This is a genomic window from Chroococcus sp. FPU101 (assembly GCF_017312365.1).
Lineage (GTDB): Bacteria > Cyanobacteriota > Cyanobacteriia > Cyanobacteriales > Microcystaceae > Chroococcus.
In genome coordinates, this window is record NZ_BLJI01000027.1 from 27,458 (window position 1) to 45,217 (window position 17,760).

The following is a 17,760-nucleotide window of genomic DNA, read 5'->3' on the forward strand; positions in this document are numbered from 1 at the left end:
GTATCGCTACCTATTCGCACTTTGCCAAGTCATCGGGGTAAAAGTATGAATAGCTAAAGCATGAATCGCTTCCGTTGCCATTTCCTTTTTTAATGCCCCATAAACCATTTGATGTTGCTTTACTCTAGTTTTCCCTTCAAAAGATGGTGAAATCACGATCGCTTCTAAATGATCGCCACCCCCTGTTAAATCTCTAACCATTACTTCAGCGTCTGGTAATTCGCTTTGAATCATTGCTTCAACTTGTTTAAGACTCACCATGCTATATCCTTCAATAAACTAATTAGTACTATTATCCGTGATCTGTATGATTGCTTATTGATTTGGAGTTGATGCCGAAGGTTCTGGATTTGTTGAAAAGGGCGTACTAACAAAACCCAATTCATAAAGCTGTTGATAACATTTTGCCCCTAAATCTGTGGTCGGGTTCTGGGATTGAATCACCTGAATGAGTAAGGGTACGGCTAATTCTGGCTTATTTTGCGCCCGATGGACTAAAGCAAGTTGATAGGTTGCTTCATCACGCATTTGTCCCGTTTGTAAAGCACTTTGACGCTGTGCTTCAACAATTTTATTATCAATGCCCGAAAAACTATTTGCTAACTGAAGATGGAAGTTAGATAACTGGTTAAATACGCGACGCGCTTGCTGTAATTTATCCACCGCTACATCATACTTACCCGCATTAATCGCACTATTTGCATCTTGCATGATTTGTTGTGCGCCTTGGTAATTAAGAATACTCTCAGGTTGAGCTAAAGGTCGCATGGAGTCAGTATTAGTGTCTGAAGATGGGCTAACCGATGCAGGTACAGGATTAGAACTCGGTGTTTTATTCGGAGTTTGATTAACGTTGGGTTTTTTATTAGAAGATTGAGCCAATACGGGTGAAGCAACAAGAAGAATAGCACAGGTCAATAATAATTTTGTAGGATTTAGATACATATATAACTCTACTAACAGATTTCGTTTAGGGTGTTTGTTTACACACTTGAGGTATCTTAACATTTAGCCTGCAAATGTTTTCTAGATCCTAAAAGCCTTTGAATCTTAGCTATATGAATTCTTTGGTCGGCGAAAAAGTTCCTAAAACGGCAAAAGGGTGAGCAATGCTGCCACCCTAATTCAAAAAGAATTAAATTACTTAATCATGAAAACCACCCAAGGGAACGCTCTTCTACTTAGAACGATTCATATCATTGGTACTGCCAGGAGTAGTCGAACGATTCATATCATTGGTACTGCTAGGAGTGGCCGGACGGTTCATATCATTGGTACTGCTAGGAGTGGTCGGACGGTTCATATCATTGGTACTGCTAGGAGTGGTCGTCTGATTGTTATTGTTATAAATTCTGCGATCAGTAGGATTAGTACGATTGGTTCCATCCGACTGAGTAGGACGAGTATCTACATTAGCACCAGCAGGAGGTGTGTTCTGATCCATTGAATTATCTTCATTCGTCATTTGATTGTTTTGATACAATCTGCGATCGGTGGGGTTAGTACGATTGGTTCCATCAGATTGAGTGGGGCGAGTATCGGGATCAGCACCCGCAGGAGGAGTTGTTGACTCACTCGCAGGAGCGGGCCTATTTTGATTCTGAATCCGTGTTGGATAAGTAGGATTTTCTTGAGTTGATGAACCAGAACCAGATTGCATAGGTTTAGCGTTAGCAGGCTCGATTTGACCAATTGCTAGAGTTCCTACAGCTAAAGCAGCCAAGATTTTTAAGGATTGAGATTTACGATAAAGCATGACGAATATTTTTTATTTCAATTACGACAATCTATTTAGTTGTATCTAAGTTCGTCATTCCATTACCTGTATCCTGTGAGATAAATGATTTAATGTCTAATTTATTCCTACAGTTTGATCTTTCTATTGAACCAAAATTTTTAAATATTTTTGAATCAATCCAACGGTAACAGCAGGTAATTCTAGTTGTGGTGTCAGTCCAACTTCATCGATTTCTAAAAATGCTTTGATCGCTTGTGGATTCATCGCTGCTAGTCGCTTCCCAATTTCAGGCCCAGTAAATTGAGATTTTTTTCCCCAGATAATTGCAGTAGGGATAGTCAGTTGAGTAATATAAAGCGATAGGTCAAAACATAAATCACCTCTGACAAAAGAAAGAGCCGCATATTGAGCATTTGGTTGTTGTGCTGATTTTAGATAGGCTTGGACAATCTCTGGATAAACTCGATTAGCATTCGCAAATTGATTATTTTCTAAAAAAGATGAAACTCCATTCGATGTCGCCACACCAGTACTATAAAGCAATTGATCTAATATAGGAATACTAATCAGTTGAGCGAAGAAACTACGGCTATAATCTTCACCAAAATCCGATAATCCTGCGGGAGTGGTTAAAATTAGAGCCTTGAATAAATCTGGACGAAGAATAGCCGCCCGAATGGTAAAGGCTGCGGTTAAAGAAGAGGCAACCACAAGCGCAGGTTCATTACAAGTTTTCTCGATAAACTCAATAATGGTTGTAATATAATCATCGACTTGATAGTTGCGTTGTGGATGTTCTGAGCGACCCCATCCGATTAAATCTGGTGCAATAACTCGATAATCACTGGCAAACGCGGGATACACTTTCGACCATTCATAAGCAGATGAACCGCCACCAAATCCATGTAAAAAAAGAAGAGTTGGTTGATTGGTTTCTCCATTTTCTGACCAAGGGGGTAAGGTTGGAGTGTAATATACCATTGTGCCAAGAGAAGTAACGACAGACTGTTGTGCAACGCCAAGTGGTTCGATCATGGTCTGTTTTTCTATCCTTAATTAAATTTACGGTCAAAACTTAAAAAATAAGCCAAGCTAGAAAAGATAAATGAGTAACTGAAATCTATTTTATGACAGCCGAGATTGTAGAGGAGTCTATCTTACCAGATATTACTAAAGGAACATTAATCCTCAGTCAATTATACGAAATTGGAGATGAAATTAATTTAAGTCGAGCTTCTGCTTTAATTGCTCAACCCACTGCCAGACGACCGATGTCAATTCATGTTCGCCAAGCTGAAAGTATTCAATTTGCTGAATATCCAGTCCAAATCGAATTAGGTGAATATCCTATTGTTTTAGCAGGTTATTCTTTTTTGGGAATGCTCAGAGTGAGAATTTATGATTTAGGTGCGATCGCATTTTCTCTGGTTCTTCCTTTCCCTACCCCCGCAAACTGGATGATGATCGCTCAACTGATGGCTATGGCTCAGAGTTTACCCGATAATATAGAAGATCTGTTCATTAAAAACTTAGAAGATATAGAAAAGGTAATTTATCCATCAATTTCTAAACCTCATCGTAGTAGTGTAGTCGAAGATTATAGTATTTTGATCGTGCAACAACTCACCCAGACCATCAAAGTGAGTTCATTAGCCGAACATCCCATCGTGTGGGCAGCCTTATTAGGAGAACAACAGCCTCTGAGTGATTCTGCTAAACAATTAATTACTCAGATGAGCTATTATCCCGATGATATGGCTTTATTAAGCTGGAATGGAGCGTTATTGATTGAACCCGATCCCTTAGCGGCTCAAACTGCGATCGTATTGATTGAATTTGCTAATGTTGAATTACTTTTAATGCGTTCATACGATAACGCATTAGATGAGCTTTTACCTCGAATGTATCGTCAACTCCCCAAAGAACCGATCCGTTTTGGTCTACCTCTCGTCAGTCGCTACAGTCGTTTGTTACATGATGTACAACGTTTGATCGCAGAATTTAGCGAAGATACGGAACGGGTAGATAATGCTCTTAAAGTAACTAATGATGTTTACTGGAATCGTTTTTATAGCTCGATTTTAAATGTCCTGCGTGTCGATGTCTGGCGTTCTGGAGTTGAACATAAACTGAAACTGTTACGAGAAACCTATGAAATGTTACACGATGAAGCCGATACTGAACGGGCTACGGCTTTGGAATGGACGGTTATTATACTCATTGCTTGGGAGGTTGTTTGGGCATTAGTAAGACATAATTAAAATATTTTACCTAACATTAAATATCATTTTTGTCAATACGTTTAAAAGAGATTGAAATGATTTAGTTTCTAGTAAAGATTTATTTTTGAGGCAATAGGCGATGAAAGGTACCTTGCTCTAAAATATTCAGGTTTTCGATAATAACATTTGTTCCTTTTCCGTCCGCACCAACCGTAAAGGTTACTGCACTCAAACCGAAAGCATTTTCGCCTTCGGGTTGATAGGTAAATACATCTCGATTATAGTGCTGTAACGGAAAGGCTTTTTTTTGCGCTCCTTGAAGTAGAATCAGTTTGCCATCTCGCTCAACAATCTCAATCTCGCCAAAATAATCGTTTTGATAGGTTCCAATATACGAATTATAAGACAGTGCTGGTAAGGGTTGTGTGAGGGGTTTTGTATAATCTATTAAGGTACCGTAGGGTGGTTGATCAAGCGCAGCAAAAGCAGATTGTAGTAACTTCAAGTAATCCCGTTTAATTTGACCATACTGCACTAGGTCTAGAAAACTAAGCGCGATCGTTTCTGGGACTCCAATTGGGCGAGAATTGGTAAGGACGACGATACCAAGCTTTTCACTGGGAAGTAAATAAACAGTAGTAGCAGCACCAAGATTAAAAGCACCAGAATGACTCAAGCGAACCAGTCCTTCATCGGTGTACTTTATGCCCCAACCTAGCCCATAAAACTCAGCACGATCTATTGATGGATTTTGAGGAGGATTACTAATCATTTGGGGACGATGGGTTTCTGCTAAAGCTTCAGCATTAATGATCTGTAACCCGTCAAAGATGCCCTTCCCCAATTGTAACCGCATCCATTGAGCCATGTCGTGTACGCTAGAACTTACACCACCTGCTGGAGACTGAGCATCAGGAGTTCGTTGCTCTTGGGCAACCCACTGACCCTTAAAATAAATATGTCCAGACGCACGATTGTTAGCTGCGATAAAGTCTGAATAGCGAGAACTCGTGTTATTCATTCCCAGTGGTTGATAAAGTGTCTTAAAACAAAGATCTTCCCATAATGTTCCAGTACTTTTGGCGGCGGCGACTGCGGCTTCAGTAAAGCCAAAATTGGTGTAAGCATAATGTGAGCGAAAGTTGTTACCTGTTGGTAGGTAGCGCAGGCGATGTAAGATGGTTGTACGGTTAAATCCTAAATCTTCTAAGTCGTCCCCCGCATGGTCGGGTAAACCGCTACATGAGCTAAAAGGTCACGAAAAGTTACCTCATTCGTTACAAAAGCATGGTTCATTTGAAAGCTAGGATCGTGTTTAATGATCGGATCATCCCACTCAATCAAGCCTTTCCCTACTACACCTGCTATAACGGTTGATGCAATTGGCTTTGATACAGACGCAATTTGAAAGACGGTATCTGGATCGACTAAATCAGGTTTACCTACCTCACGTATCCCAAATCCTTTGAGGTAAACAATCCGATCTTGATAGACAATAGCGATCGCCATTCCTGGTACACCCGTCTTTTCCATCATCTCATTAGCCAGTTTTTCCAGTTGAGGGAGAGCAACTTTAACGTTTTGTTCTGTGACTTTTTGAGTTTTCTGATTTTGAGCAACGATGACAGGTTTTTGAACCTTTAGTATCGGTTTGGCTTCAGCGAATGAGAAACCTAGAAAAGAACAAAGAAAAAGCGCGACCCAGTAATGTAGTTTCATGATGACTAACTCCATGCTTAAGCTCGTTGTTTAAAAGCACAATATAGCCCTAATAGTCCAAAACCTAAAATCGGCAAGGCTGATGAAGATTCGGGTATAGATGCTAAGGCCGCGCATACCGCGTCTTCTTCGATACTGCGTAGCTTCGCAAAGGTGTCGGGGTCGCTCTGGGGTGTAATCTGTCCGTTAATCGATACGACTACCGAACGTTGACCATCGGAGGTCGCCGCCGCAAACTGAGTGTAGCCCAATGTATTACCCGTATGACCGTATACTGTCCCGCAACGTGTCTCATAGCGAAAAATACCTAGTCCTGCTGAATTCGTTCCTGGTCCTGGTGGCTGTGAGCTTGCACCTGGGACAAACTGAAACTGCTGTGCTTGAATGTCTGCTCCGAATAGTTGTCCACTGGCATAGCCTCGGATGAACTGATTGAGGTCGGATGGTGTCGAGACAATGCCACCTGATGCCCAGGCCCATCCTGCGGCCACTAATTCGCTAACGTCCTCTGGGGGTTGGGTTTGAACATTATAACCGTGAATAAACGGTGTTGGAAGTATGACCCCGACTGGTAGGCTCGTCTGGGTTAGTCCAAGTGGCGTGAATACTTGTTCTTGTAACATCTCCTCATAAGTGCGTCCCGTAACTGCCTCAATCATCAAAGCGACTGCAATATTGTCGGAGTTTGAGTACTGATACTGGGAACCTGGCGGCTCGAACTCAAGACCCTCGTTGGCGACAAACTCCAGCAATTGGCTCGGTGCGACTGGTATAGTAAGCGATTTAATGAGAGCTTCTCTAAAAGCCTCGCTCTGTGAGAAGTCGGGTAGCCCACTGGTGTGATTAAGTAACTGACGAAGCGTAACTTCTGCCCAAGGCTGCGGTAAACTTGGCAAACGCTCACCAATTGTATCATCAAGCGAGAGTAAGCCTTGATTGACTAATGAAAGCGATACCGCCCCGCTAAAAGCCTTGGCAACGCTCGCTATACGCATATAGTCGGTAGCCTGAATCTGTCGTTGCGTTTGGCTATCAGCTACACCCGCCGTATGCAGCATCACATGATTCCCACGCTGTATGACTACGACAGCACCAGGAGGCCCGCCCGACATCGTTACGAGTTCATTCAGTTTGCGATCAATATCTGTAGTACGTGGGACTAGGTCTGCTGCGGTGACAGAAGATGTATTTACTGTAATTAGTGCGATCGCAATACTTAGATAGGGTAGTGGTGAAAAAAGGATATTTTTCATTATTCAAGTTAGAAAATTAAGTTTTTGTCAGAAATTTTAAGAATTGGAAGGCTTCGGGCTATCGAGTTTTTAAAATATTATCTCAAAAAATCATTAATCAAATTTTCTGTTTTAAAAAATTACATTTGTTTAATATTTGAAGCGTATCAGCCAGAAATAAGGCTAAAAGGTCTTTTTTAGGAAGTGACAAATCATAATTTTTGATGAAGGTTCTCTTAGAGAAAATTGGACATCAGTTTGCTCGTGTCTTGAATCTAGGTGACAGGGCAAGGTATAAAGGGGAAGTTTTGTTAGTCTATTTTACGGTTAACCCTACCTTATCATAGGGCTACTACTCCATTTTTTATTTTGTCAAGAGGTTGCAATAAAAGTTTACATTGTTTACAATAATTTACAAATGAACAAATAACGGAGTTAATCATGGCAACTACCAAAGGCTATACCACCGAAGAATTAGGAAGACTAAACAACTTTGCTGTAGAACCCAGAATGTATGTCGATGATAGCGTTCAAGCAGGTTTCACCGAATATGCTGAAAAACTCAATGGTCGTTTAGCGATGATTGGTTTTGTCTCTCTTCTTGCCTTAGAAGCAGTAACAGGACATGGTATTGTCGGCTTTTTGACCAGTCTGTAACTAAAAGTTGGGCAGTGCTGGGGTAGCTGCTATTACCCCTACTCCCTATCTTTGAAAAGTAAACCGATAAAATAAATTAAGAAGTCTTGAAAAAATAGATAATATAGATGATTCAAATGCTTCTTTAATCTATGTCTTGGACTCCTCTGCGTCATCGTCTTGAAGAACTGCCACTGATTTTGGCAGGGCCTATCCTTAGAAAAACTGAAACAAATAGCGTAACAGTTTGGCTTGCTTTAAAAAACGCTTGTCAAGTGAAGCTAAAAGTTTATGTAACAGAGGAGGGTTTAGGTAAAAGTCAACAAGCGATGATTTTTGAAGGAAGTCGTCAAACCGTTGCAGTCGGTCAACATTTACACATTGTTGCAGTCACAGCTAAATCTATCAACGGTCATCAACTGGAGTCAGGTTATGTTTATCTCTATGATTTATCTTTTCAAACAATTGAAGAAAAAAGCAAAAAGCTAACCCTCAAACAAGCATTAGATAATAATCTAAGCTATTTTGAGCATGGTTTACCCAGTTTTGTTTTACCCCCAAAAAACTTAAATCATCTTCGCATTGCACAGGGTTCGTGTCGCAAACCTCAAGGAGAAGGTTTAGACGCACTTCCTATTCTCGATGATTTACTTCAACAATACGCGGATGATGCTAACCGCAGACTACATCAACTTTTCTTGACAGGCGATCAAGTGTATGCGGATGATGTAGCAGATCCATTATTATTTGCTTTTACAGATTTAGGCAATACGCTATTAGGTTGGGAAGAAAAATTACCTTTAGTTAGTTCGTTTGTTCCCCCGCAACAGCTAAAACCAGGTGAACGGAGTCAAGTCGCGCTACATGAAGCAGGTTTAACCGCAGGACTTCCGAAAGCAGCAGAGGCAAAGAGTCATTTATTTAGTTTTGGTGAATATTGTGCAACTTATTTATTATTTTGGTCATCAACACTTTGGCCGCGTCAATTTCCATCTGGACAAGATATTTATCAAGATCATAAATTAGCTAAACAGTGGAATAAAGAATTAAGATCACTAAATTCTTTTGTCCATACCTTATATAAAGTACAACGATTGTTAGCCAATGTTGCTACATATATGATTTTTGATGATCATGATATTAGCGATGATTGGTATCTTAATCAAGAATGGTGTTTAAGAGTTTTGGAAAAACCATTAGGAAAACGCATTGTACAAAATGGTTTACTTGCATATTCTCTGTTTCAAGCTTGGGGAAATACACCCGAACAATTCACAAATGAAGAAAGTGGGGAAAAGTTACTCAAATTAATCCCACAATGGTCAGAGTCAGCAGGAAGTGATCTAATTAAAGAAGAAGCAATTGCATCTTATCTCGGTTTACCCCCAACTGATCCTAAAACAGGTTTTCCACAAATGAGGCAAGATGGAGCATATTTTATTTTAGATACTGCTGATCACGCTTTAAAATGGCATTACACTGTTAGAACTCATAACTATGAAATTATTGTTTTAGATACACGAACTCACCGAGGTTATCCCGTTCCACCCGCACCAACTTTTGCACCTCCTAGTCTACTCAGTCAGACTGCTTTTGAACAACAAATCCGAATCCCTTTACAACAAACAAAAAATAATCAAGAAATTCTAGCAACATTAATTATTGCACCGACTAATTTAGTGAGTTTACAACTAATAGACTGGATACAAGAACAAGAACTTAAAAAAGGAAAAGTTTTTAAAAACGATGTCGGTGATGCTTGGAATTTGAATGACTCTGCTTTAGCAAATTTCTTACAAGTTTTATTTGAACAACGTCAACAGGTAATCGTTCTCTCAGGTGATATTCACTATGGTTCTACGGTTCGTTTAGAGTATCAAAAATCATCGGAACAAAATTTAAATTTATTGGTTCAATTGACCTCAAGTTCACTGAGTAATGCAGAATTGAAAACCCGTTTAGTTCATACAAAATTAAAATCATTATTGCCTGAACCTCGACGTAAATGGTTAGTCTGGTTTGAACCTCCTGAAATCAAAGAAATTAAATCCGCTAAAAATAGTAGTATAGCGAACTCAGATGCGATGTATTCGATTAAATGGATTAAACGCCAACCCTCACAAATTGCTTTTAAAAATGTCTCTTGGTTAAAATCATATCAACAATCACGTCAAACTCGTTTTGGTGCAATTAGAAAATGTTTATCATTAATTTGGAAAAATCAATGGTTTCAAGAAGGCTCAGAAGTTGTAGGTTTGAATAATATAGGTGTAATCTGGTTTAATTGTTCAGTCAACATCGAAGTTAATCAAGATCTTTATTGGTATGCTCCTTGGCACCCCACTACGATTGTTTTTAGTCATTACAGTGTGTTTTTAGAATAATTTTGATACCAAGCTTGTAAGGCTATCTGATGAATTTTACGCCAAGGTAAATCATATTGTTTGGCAATTGCCGCACAATCTTCGTATTCTGGTTGTATATTTAAAATCTCTTGATCTTTTTGAGCAACTTTAACTCTGATGGTGCCGTATTCAGTATGAACAAGTTGAATGTCTCGCTCTAAAAATGAACGTTCTTGGTTTAAACGTCGAATACCTAAAGTAGTCGTTTCTCTAAAAATAATTCGCTCACATTCGGCTACTTTTTCGGGATAACAAATCACCGTTAAGAGTAAACCTGGGCGAGATTTCTTCATCGAAATGGCTTGAGTAAAAACATCAAGCGCACCAGCTTCAAATAAGACCTCATAAAGATAGCCAATTGCTTGAGGATTGAGATCATCAATTTGTGTCTCTAAAACCGTAATGGTTTCGGTATTCCTAATTATATTAGCGTTGGATTCTCCAATCCATAACCGTAAAAGATTCGGAATAGAAAAGACTTTTGTTCCTGCACCTAAACCGATTTTTTGGAGAGTCATCGCAGGAGGGGGGCCAAACTGAGTCGCTAAAGCAGTTGCGATCGCTGCACCCGTCGGTGTGACTAATTCGGCCTCAATTCCGTTACTATAGATGGGGACGTGTCGAGACTGCCAAAGTTTAACCACCGCAGGAACAGGCACCGATAAGCGTCCATGTGCTGCTTTAACAGTACCTCCGCCTGTTGGCATCGCTGAACAGTATACCTCCTCAATCCCTAACCAATCGAGTCCTAAACAGGTTCCTACGATGTCTACAATGGCATCTGTTGCCCCGACTTCATGAAAATGAACTTGCTCTGGTGGAATGCCATGTACTGCACCTTCAGCTACTGCGAGTTGATGAAAAACCTTGAGACTCCACTGCGTCGCTTTTGGAGGTAAGGATGCTTGCTGGATTAAATGTTCAATTTCAGGTAAATGTCGATGATGATGTTCGACAACGGTAAGATCAACATGAACTTTTGTCCCTTGTTGACCGTGTTGTTTTACGATTTCTGCCCAAAAATGATATTCTTGTTCTATCGATAACTGTTTTAATTGTCGAGAGAGATATTCTAACGGGACTCCTAGATCAACTAACGCACCTAAACACATATCCCCCGCAATGCCACTTGGACAATCAAGATAGGCTATCTTTTTCATAAGCTTATGGCTAAAGTATATTCCCTACATCCAAAAAATCCCCAACCTCGCAGTGTACAAGAAATCTGTAAAGAGCTTCAAGGGGGAGCTATTATGTTATATCCTACTGATACAGTGTATGCGATCGGTTGTGATTTGAATGTTAAATCGGCTGTCGAGCGAGTCAGGAAACTCAAACAATTATCTAATGATAAACCCCTGACGTTTTTGTGTTCTTCTCTTTCTAATATATCTGACTATGCGATCGTGTCTGATGAAGCCTACCGTATCATGAAACGTTTGATCCCAGGTCCGTATACGTTTTTACTACCTGCTACTAAATTAGTCCCTAAATTGGTCGTCGATCCAAAACGTAAAACCACTGGAATTAGAGTACCAGACAATCCAGTTTGTCAAGCGTTGTTACAAGAATTAACCAATCCGATTATTTCAACTTCAGCACATTTACCAAACGGTGAGGGAGAATTTCCGACCATTGGTTTAGAGAACGCTAAACTGTTTGATGAATTAGATAAAATGGTTGATCTGATTATTGAAGATGGTTCTGATGTCGGGTTTGAAGTATCGACGATTTTAGATTTTACTCACGAACAATTAGAGATTGTACGAAAAGGGCTAGGTTGGGAAGAATTGCAACACTGGATCGATGTAGAAAATTAATCTTTTATGTGAATTTTAGACCAAGAAGAACAAAATCTACTTGAAAGTGTTGAAAACAATGAATGGTATAGCATTGGCAATTTTACTGATTAGCAATAACGCTATCAGGATTATGCAAGAGAGCAGATAGCGCAAAAGGGTATTAAATTGATTTTATCGGCAGAAGATACTTAAAAAATCAAAAATTTAGCTAATCAGCTTAATCTGTCCATTCTTAGCTTAACAAGAAATATTCTACACAAATCTTTACAAGGTGAATTGGTTGAAAGATCAAGCATTGCTAAATAAAGCTTTTGTGAATTTGTATATTTTGATACAAACTTTTTGAAGAAACAATGAGTATAATTTTGAAAAGACATCTAATAAGCAGCTAAAAGCTGGCTGTTATCAAAAATAAGTTAAGTCGTCAATAGCGTACGTTACAGACTGTTTGAGAAGACACCAAAGAGTGAACTTGAACAACTGCAATACTTGCTCAAGAGAGCAAATAAGTAGCCAAGCTATTGAAAACTGTGAGAGAAGACACCAGAGAGTGAACTCAATCAGTTACTGGAAGCTAATTCATTGTGCCTAGAATTAATAATGGTTACAATGTTTCTCAAGCCGCCTAATGTGAGATTAGCTTTCAAGTACCTAAGTTTGTAAAGAATTTTTATTTTTTTGCTTTAAAAATCCGAATTAGTACGTTCATTATCTTAGAGTTCAAAGATGAGCTTTGGTTAATGAAATTATTCTTTTGGCAATTTATTTCTAAAATTGATATCGATAGAGTTTTATCTTTACAAAAAACAATTTATAACAGTTAATTAAAGCAAAATATAAACACGTGAAACTTGCTTAAAATTAAAAGTGAGTTACAGATAATTATCTTTTTGAATTCTAATTAATTATTAATTTTACTCTATCAAAACTAATATGAGATCGAGAGCAATCGATCTATGTTTATTATTGCGTTTAAATGACTTGAACTTAAGTTACCTAAATCAGGTTTTCATACATTTTAGTAAAAATCAAATGAAATATATTAAAACTCTTTTTTGTAAAATCATTAGTTTATATAAAATAAGGCGTGGTTCAAACAAAGGTAATGCTTTTTAAACTACACCCAGTTTTATAGTCATAGGATTAATAATTTAATTCCTAGCTATAAAGCTGATCAATGTTTTATTGAACTCTAACTAAACATCAAGTTTTAACTATTCAGGATAGATAAGCTATGTTAACCAAAAAACTGTCTTTAGTAACTGCAAGCTTGCTCGGAATTTTCTCAGCTCCTCTGGTTGCTCAAACGGCATCTGCTGCTACGATTTTATTTCCCGATTTCTCTGATGTTTCTAATCTACAATTAAATGGCAATGCTACAACTGTAGTCTCAGATGGACAAAGTGTACTGCGGCTAACACCTTCATTACCCCTCCAAAGTGGAAGTGCTTTTGTAAAAGATGCTGTTTCTCTTTCTAATGAAGCTTCCTTTAGTGCCTTTTTCCAATTTCGCATTTCTAATCCGGCTGGTATTGGTGATAATGATAGACAAGGGGCTGATGGTCTAGTATTTGTTATTCAGACAGTTTCTGATACTGCTGGTGGTATTGGTGGTGGCCTTGGTTATGCAAGTATTGATAATAGTTTAGGGATTGAATTTGATACCTTTGACAATGGAGATCTAGTTGATGACTTTGATGGCAATCATATTGGTGTTAACCTCAATGGTAGTATCATTTCCAATCCTCTAGTACCCGTCACTCCTCTACTTAATAACGGTACTATTTATAGTGCTTGGATCGACTACAATGGAGCAACAGACACGTTGGAAGTGCGTTTCTCGGATACAACAACCCGACCGAATGCTGCACTCATTTCTAAAACAGTCGATTTAGTTAATGTTTTAGAACAAACTGATGCTTTTGTTGGCTTTACTGCTGGTACTGGTGCAGGTTACAACGATCACGATATTTTAAACCTTACATTTGTTGACGAGTTCGCTCCGATAGTCCCTGCGGCCCCTAGCGTTCCTGAACCTAGAGCTATACTAGGATTACTAACAATTGGGTTGCTGGGTGTTCGTTCTGCTTATAATCGTAAGCAAAAATAAGTGAGAGGACTTGGGAAATATATTCCCTCCTCAATCAGGCGTAGTTCAAAAATCTTTGAGCCACGCTGATTAATATAATCAAAAAAGGATAAGTGTTACCCCATCCTGTAAAAGCCCATTTACCAAATGAAAAAGGTGATTTTCCAACGATTGGTTTAGAGAACGCTAAACTGTTTGATGAATTAGATAAAATGGTTGATCTGATTATTGAAGATGGTTCTGATGTCGGGTTTGAAGTATCGACGATTTTAGATTTTACTCACGAACAATTAGAGATTGTACGAAAAGGGCTAGGTTGGGAAGAATTGCAACACTGGATCGATGTAGAAGATTAATTCTCTAGGTTTTTCAACGACCATCTATCTTTAATCGCTCTGACTGCTGCTAGATATTGCTCTTTAATATCTTGACGGTCTAATTCTTCCGATAGATCCTGGCTACCGCGTTCAATCATATTAGCATGGCGTAATAAAGCTAGACGATCGTCTTTGTTGTGAGTAAAAGGAGCAATAACAGCGATCGCCTCTAACAATCGAATGGTGACTGATACACTTGTATTTCCATACTGTCGAATTTGGTTAAAAGCTGCGTCTGTCACATCCGCAAATGAAATCGGTTCAGCAATAATACGAAGTTTCCCATGATCATCATATCGGTAGGGCGAGGGGATCTCTCTTTGAGCTAAATAACACAAAGCTGAACTCAGTTGGTCAATACAACGAATAGCCGTAAATGGATCATTAATTCCAGGTGAAAGAGCGCGTACAGCAATCTCAACAAGCTGATTGACCGAAAATTCTACGTCTTGTTGTTCTGTGCGTTGTAAACCCAAAACGAAAGTATTGTTAATTTTCTGTGTAAGCTGCTTATGAAACCGTTCCTCACCCAAAACCAGTACAAGATCACTACCTTGAACCACAAAATTTCCTGGATGATTCTGAACCTTCAACAGTAAATTATTCTCAATGGCAACCTGCATAAGTTGTTGATGATCAATCGTTTGAATATAACCGCTATCAGTAGTTTTAATCGGGTAGGCATTACGCTCCAAATTAGTAAGAATTTCTGTAAGCGGTTCAGAGTTTAACTTTGAGGCACTCCTACCCATTTTGTCGGGATAGAGTCGAGTAATCGCATCTTCTAACTCATGACCCACTTTATCAATCACTCGATCAACTTGGATCGAAGAGGCAGAATGATGGATAAAGTAAATCAGTACACCAATACTAGCTATCGCCAGTCCGATCCCACAGGTCACGGCTAAATGGGGAACAAATTCGTTTTCTTCCACACCATTGATTGTCCGTAGCACCAGCAGGCAATAAACAAAGGTAGAAATAAACGTTCCGAGTACAATCTGGTTGCCTGTATCTTGCATGAAGTTTCGTAACAATCGAGGCCCAAACTGGGATGAGGCAAGCTGAAGCGCAACGATCGTAATTGAAAAGGCAGTAGTTGCGACAGTAGCCATTGAACTAGCGATCGCTGAAAGAATGGCGCGTGAACCACTAGGGCCCAGAGAATAGGCCCAGCCCAGTTGTTCAATAATGTTCGTTTTTAAGGTTTGATCGAGCCAAATGGTTAGAAATGAAAGCCCAATCGCCAAGATAACCATGAGTGTGGGGACAAACCAGAAACTCGAATGTAGTAAATCCCAAAGTTTGCTAAATTTAGTCTGTTTCATGGTTGATTCTAGGTCTTAGAAATCTGTTTGGTGTTCCCATTTCGTTGCTCTTTCATTTCAGCCAGTTTCGAGACTGCATCGCTAATGCTACGTGGTTTTGGATCTTGACCTTTTCTAGAAGGCCAGCCTTCGCGTTGCTGAGTACGATCGCCATCTGTAGCTTCGGTTTGATCGTGGAAGAGAATTTGCTGTGTCGGGAACGGTAAATCAATGCCGTTACTCGTTAACTTGTTTTTGATGTTGGTCAATACCTGGTCTTGAAATTTTAGTACATCTGCACGACGTGGCGGCTGTACCCACCAACGAGCGCGGATGTTGACTGAACTTTCTGCAAGATCAACTACGATCGCATCGGGTGCGGGATCTTCTAAAACTCCATCCGTTTCACGAATTGCTTCTAGGATTAATTGTCTTGCTGTGTTGATATCATCCCCATAGCCGATCCCAACATCATATTCTAGACGACGGTGAGCAAATGCCGTATTCACAATAATTGAATTGGTAAATAACTCTGAATTTGGCACCACAATACGCCGACCATCATAGGTTCTAATACTGGTTGCCCGCGTTTGAATCTGCTCTACAGTTCCTTCAAAGTCTTTAAAAATAATTTGATCATCGATTTGAAAGGGTTCGGTTAAAAGAATTAAAATTCCTGCTAAAAAATTTTGCAAAATATCTCGAAAAGCAAAACCAATGGCTACACCACTAATTCCCAATAGCTGAATGAGATCACCTGCTTTGAGTGACGGAATAACGATTGATAAAGCAATAAATAATCCCAGTAGTATCGTTGTTCCCTGTGCTAATCGTCCTAACACTAGACCTAGATTTCGCGCCTGACGATGGTTCCGCGTTAGGTTTTTCACCACTCGCTTAATCGACCTAGCCGCAAAAAAGAAGATAGTAAAGACAATTAAGGATAAAACAAGGTTAGGCAGTAGAATGAGAAAATCGTTGACCATTTTCTGCATTTTATCTAAAATAATTGATATTTCTGCGCTCATCACCTAATTAATTCGTAAAGGATGGCAAAATTTTAGATAAAATTAGTCAAATTAGCTTCTATCTAAGGTTTATAGATGCTTGCGCCCCAGGTCTTGTATTTCTGAATCAATTTTGCTCTCATGAGTTCTGCGTGTCCGATGAAGGAGGAATATCTGACCAGATGGGGAGTTGATTGACAATTTGTAATGTTAATTGAACATAGGGAACCCCAGAAGGAGCGCTCGCCATACCAAAGTATCCTTCTTTTCCATCATGGGTATGAGTACCACTACTTAACGCTGTATATCGTTCTTGGCAATGGGCTTGATTGAAAGGAGAACCGACCGTTATCGGCCATCTTGAGGGAAATACAATGCTAGGGAGATCTTCAACCCAATCCCGTTGACCTCTTAAATGATAAACGCGATCAACCTCCTCGAATCCATTTTCGCCATCAAATGTACCACCCAATGAAACAACGGTTATTTTTGCTTTTAGCCACTGATCTAAATAATAGACTGCCCCTAATGCCACTTGAACGCCCCCGCTTGTTCCGATGAGAATAATCTTAAGGGGTTGTGGCTGAGAACGAGGCAGAGGATGAACCGCATTCATACGCTCAATGATGGTATCGGCAATGCCTTGGTTATAAATTCGACCATAGCGATCGTCGGCTGAAATCGCAAACCGCCAAAGATTACGAATTTGAATTAGAACATCAGTATTATTTTGTTTAGCCCATTGCCAGACAGGGGTCATGAAGTATTGTTCATTGAGATCTTGATTGGCAACTGAATAAGGAAAAACATCTCGTACCGTAACACAATTAGAATGCTGTTGAGCCAGACGATCTAAAAACCATTCTTCTCCAGGCGTTAACTGATCGCTAGAAAAGTCGCCTACTCCTGGTAGATAGATAATATAACAGTTAATCATGGAAGCTTTTGGGGAAATGGTGCGGTTCGATTCTAGAAGTCGGGGCGATCGTTTTTTTGAACCCAACTCACTATTTTGCTGTAGCCACCAAATGATCGTTCCAACGGGTGCTAATGTACCCCACAACAGTAAGACGCAACTTGCCAGGAGCAATAATCGGAAAGTGCTACCGCTTAACCACTTCCATACCTGCTGCATTAACTTCAACATAGTCAGTGCCATTTCAAGCTTGCTACTATCTTATAGTAGGGTAGATAATGGCTGCTATCATCTCTCAGCTAGGATTTTG

At 39.5% G+C, this 17,760-nt stretch carries 15 protein-coding genes and 2 pseudogenes; 6 read left to right on the plus strand and 11 right to left on the minus strand.

The features are described from left to right. Positions 1-6 precede the first annotated feature (6 nt). The 4 genes from CFPU101_RS18655 to CFPU101_RS18670 all read right to left on the minus strand — a co-directional run bounded on the left by CFPU101_RS18655 (position 7) and on the right by CFPU101_RS18670 (position 2,773). Positions 7-261, minus strand: a complete 255-nt coding sequence (locus CFPU101_RS18655) for a BolA family protein (protein ID WP_206816840.1) — start codon at positions 259-261, stop codon at positions 7-9. 54 nt (positions 262-315) lie between these two features. Beyond that, entirely contained in the window at positions 316-945 is a 630-nt protein-coding gene (locus tag CFPU101_RS18660) for a lipopolysaccharide assembly protein LapB (RefSeq protein ID WP_242578085.1), read from the minus strand. A 232-nt stretch (positions 946-1,177) separates the two neighbouring features. After that, positions 1,178-1,756 carry a hypothetical protein gene (locus CFPU101_RS18665; RefSeq protein WP_206816841.1) on the minus strand — a complete coding sequence of 193 codons (579 nt, stop codon included), beginning with the start codon at positions 1,754-1,756 and terminating at the stop codon, positions 1,178-1,180. 123 nt (positions 1,757-1,879) lie between these two features. Then, positions 1,880-2,773: an alpha/beta fold hydrolase gene (locus CFPU101_RS18670; protein ID WP_206816842.1), complete on the minus strand. Its 894-nt coding sequence runs from the start codon at positions 2,771-2,773 to the stop codon at positions 1,880-1,882. 92 nt (positions 2,774-2,865) lie between these two features. On the opposite strand from CFPU101_RS18670, the gene CFPU101_RS18675 reads away from it, so the two are divergent. Next, positions 2,866-3,999, plus strand: coding sequence for a hypothetical protein (locus CFPU101_RS18675; RefSeq protein ID WP_206816843.1), 1,134 nt, complete (start codon positions 2,866-2,868; stop codon positions 3,997-3,999). 79 nt (positions 4,000-4,078) lie between these two features. Here the strand turns inward: CFPU101_RS18675 and CFPU101_RS26335 are convergent, their stop codons facing one another. The 3 genes and pseudogenes from CFPU101_RS26335 to CFPU101_RS18690 form a co-directional block, all read right to left on the minus strand. Then, on the minus strand, positions 4,079-4,495 hold the full coding sequence (locus tag CFPU101_RS26335) for a DUF3471 domain-containing protein (protein WP_374191977.1): 417 nt from the start codon (positions 4,493-4,495) through the stop codon (positions 4,079-4,081). Positions 4,496-4,597: 102 nt separating this feature from the next. After that, a pseudogene (locus CFPU101_RS26340) lies at positions 4,598-5,694 on the minus strand (serine hydrolase domain-containing protein); the annotation flags it as partial. A gap of 2 nt (positions 5,695-5,696) precedes the next feature. Next, entirely contained in the window at positions 5,697-6,932 is a 1,236-nt protein-coding gene (locus CFPU101_RS18690; RefSeq protein WP_206816846.1) for a serine hydrolase, read from the minus strand. A 420-nt stretch (positions 6,933-7,352) separates the two neighbouring features. Here CFPU101_RS18690 and CFPU101_RS18695 point away from each other — a divergent pair, with 420 nt between their 5' ends. Further along, positions 7,353-7,568 carry a chlorophyll a/b-binding protein gene (locus tag CFPU101_RS18695; RefSeq protein ID WP_206816847.1) on the plus strand — a complete coding sequence of 72 codons (216 nt, stop codon included), beginning with the start codon at positions 7,353-7,355 and terminating at the stop codon, positions 7,566-7,568. A 131-nt stretch (positions 7,569-7,699) separates the two neighbouring features. Beyond that, a complete protein-coding gene (locus tag CFPU101_RS18700; RefSeq protein WP_206816848.1) occupies positions 7,700-9,931 on the plus strand; it encodes a PhoD-like phosphatase in 2,232 nt (743 codons plus the stop codon). On the opposite strand, the gene larC is transcribed toward CFPU101_RS18700, so the two are convergent. Beyond that, positions 9,910-11,112, minus strand: coding sequence for a nickel pincer cofactor biosynthesis protein LarC (gene larC / locus CFPU101_RS18705; RefSeq protein WP_206816849.1), 1,203 nt, complete (start codon positions 11,110-11,112; stop codon positions 9,910-9,912). The genes CFPU101_RS18700 and larC overlap by 22 nt on opposite strands. 6 nt (positions 11,113-11,118) lie before the next feature. Between larC and CFPU101_RS18710 the strand changes: the two genes are divergently transcribed. From CFPU101_RS18710 to CFPU101_RS18720, 3 genes and pseudogenes are all read left to right on the plus strand, one after another. Next, the gene (locus CFPU101_RS18710; RefSeq protein ID WP_206816850.1) at positions 11,119-11,772 is read left to right on the plus strand and encodes an L-threonylcarbamoyladenylate synthase; all 654 of its coding nucleotides are present in this window, start codon (positions 11,119-11,121) and stop codon (positions 11,770-11,772) included. A 1,216-nt stretch (positions 11,773-12,988) separates the two neighbouring features. Further along, positions 12,989-13,864 (plus strand): L-type lectin-domain containing protein, encoded by an 876-nt coding sequence (locus CFPU101_RS18715; RefSeq protein ID WP_206816851.1) that lies wholly within the window; start codon positions 12,989-12,991, stop codon positions 13,862-13,864. A 113-nt stretch (positions 13,865-13,977) separates the two neighbouring features. After that, positions 13,978-14,199 (plus strand): annotated as a pseudogene (locus tag CFPU101_RS18720) (threonylcarbamoyl-AMP synthase); the annotation flags it as partial. Here CFPU101_RS18720 and CFPU101_RS18725 read toward each other — a convergent pair. The 3 genes from CFPU101_RS18725 to CFPU101_RS18735 all read right to left on the minus strand — a co-directional run bounded on the left by CFPU101_RS18725 (position 14,196) and on the right by CFPU101_RS18735 (position 17,693). Then, positions 14,196-15,548 (minus strand): DUF2254 domain-containing protein, encoded by a 1,353-nt coding sequence (locus tag CFPU101_RS18725; protein ID WP_206816852.1) that lies wholly within the window; start codon positions 15,546-15,548, stop codon positions 14,196-14,198. The pseudogene CFPU101_RS18720 and the gene CFPU101_RS18725 sit on opposite strands and share 4 nt — an antisense overlap. An 8-nt stretch (positions 15,549-15,556) precedes the next feature. Continuing rightward, complete coding sequence (locus tag CFPU101_RS18730; protein ID WP_206816853.1) at positions 15,557-16,555, minus strand: mechanosensitive ion channel family protein; 999 nt, start codon at positions 16,553-16,555, stop codon at positions 15,557-15,559. A 118-nt stretch (positions 16,556-16,673) separates the two neighbouring features. Further along, on the minus strand, positions 16,674-17,693 hold the full coding sequence (locus tag CFPU101_RS18735; protein WP_242578089.1) for a hypothetical protein: 1,020 nt from the start codon (positions 17,691-17,693) through the stop codon (positions 16,674-16,676). Positions 17,694-17,760: the final 67 nt, after the last annotated feature.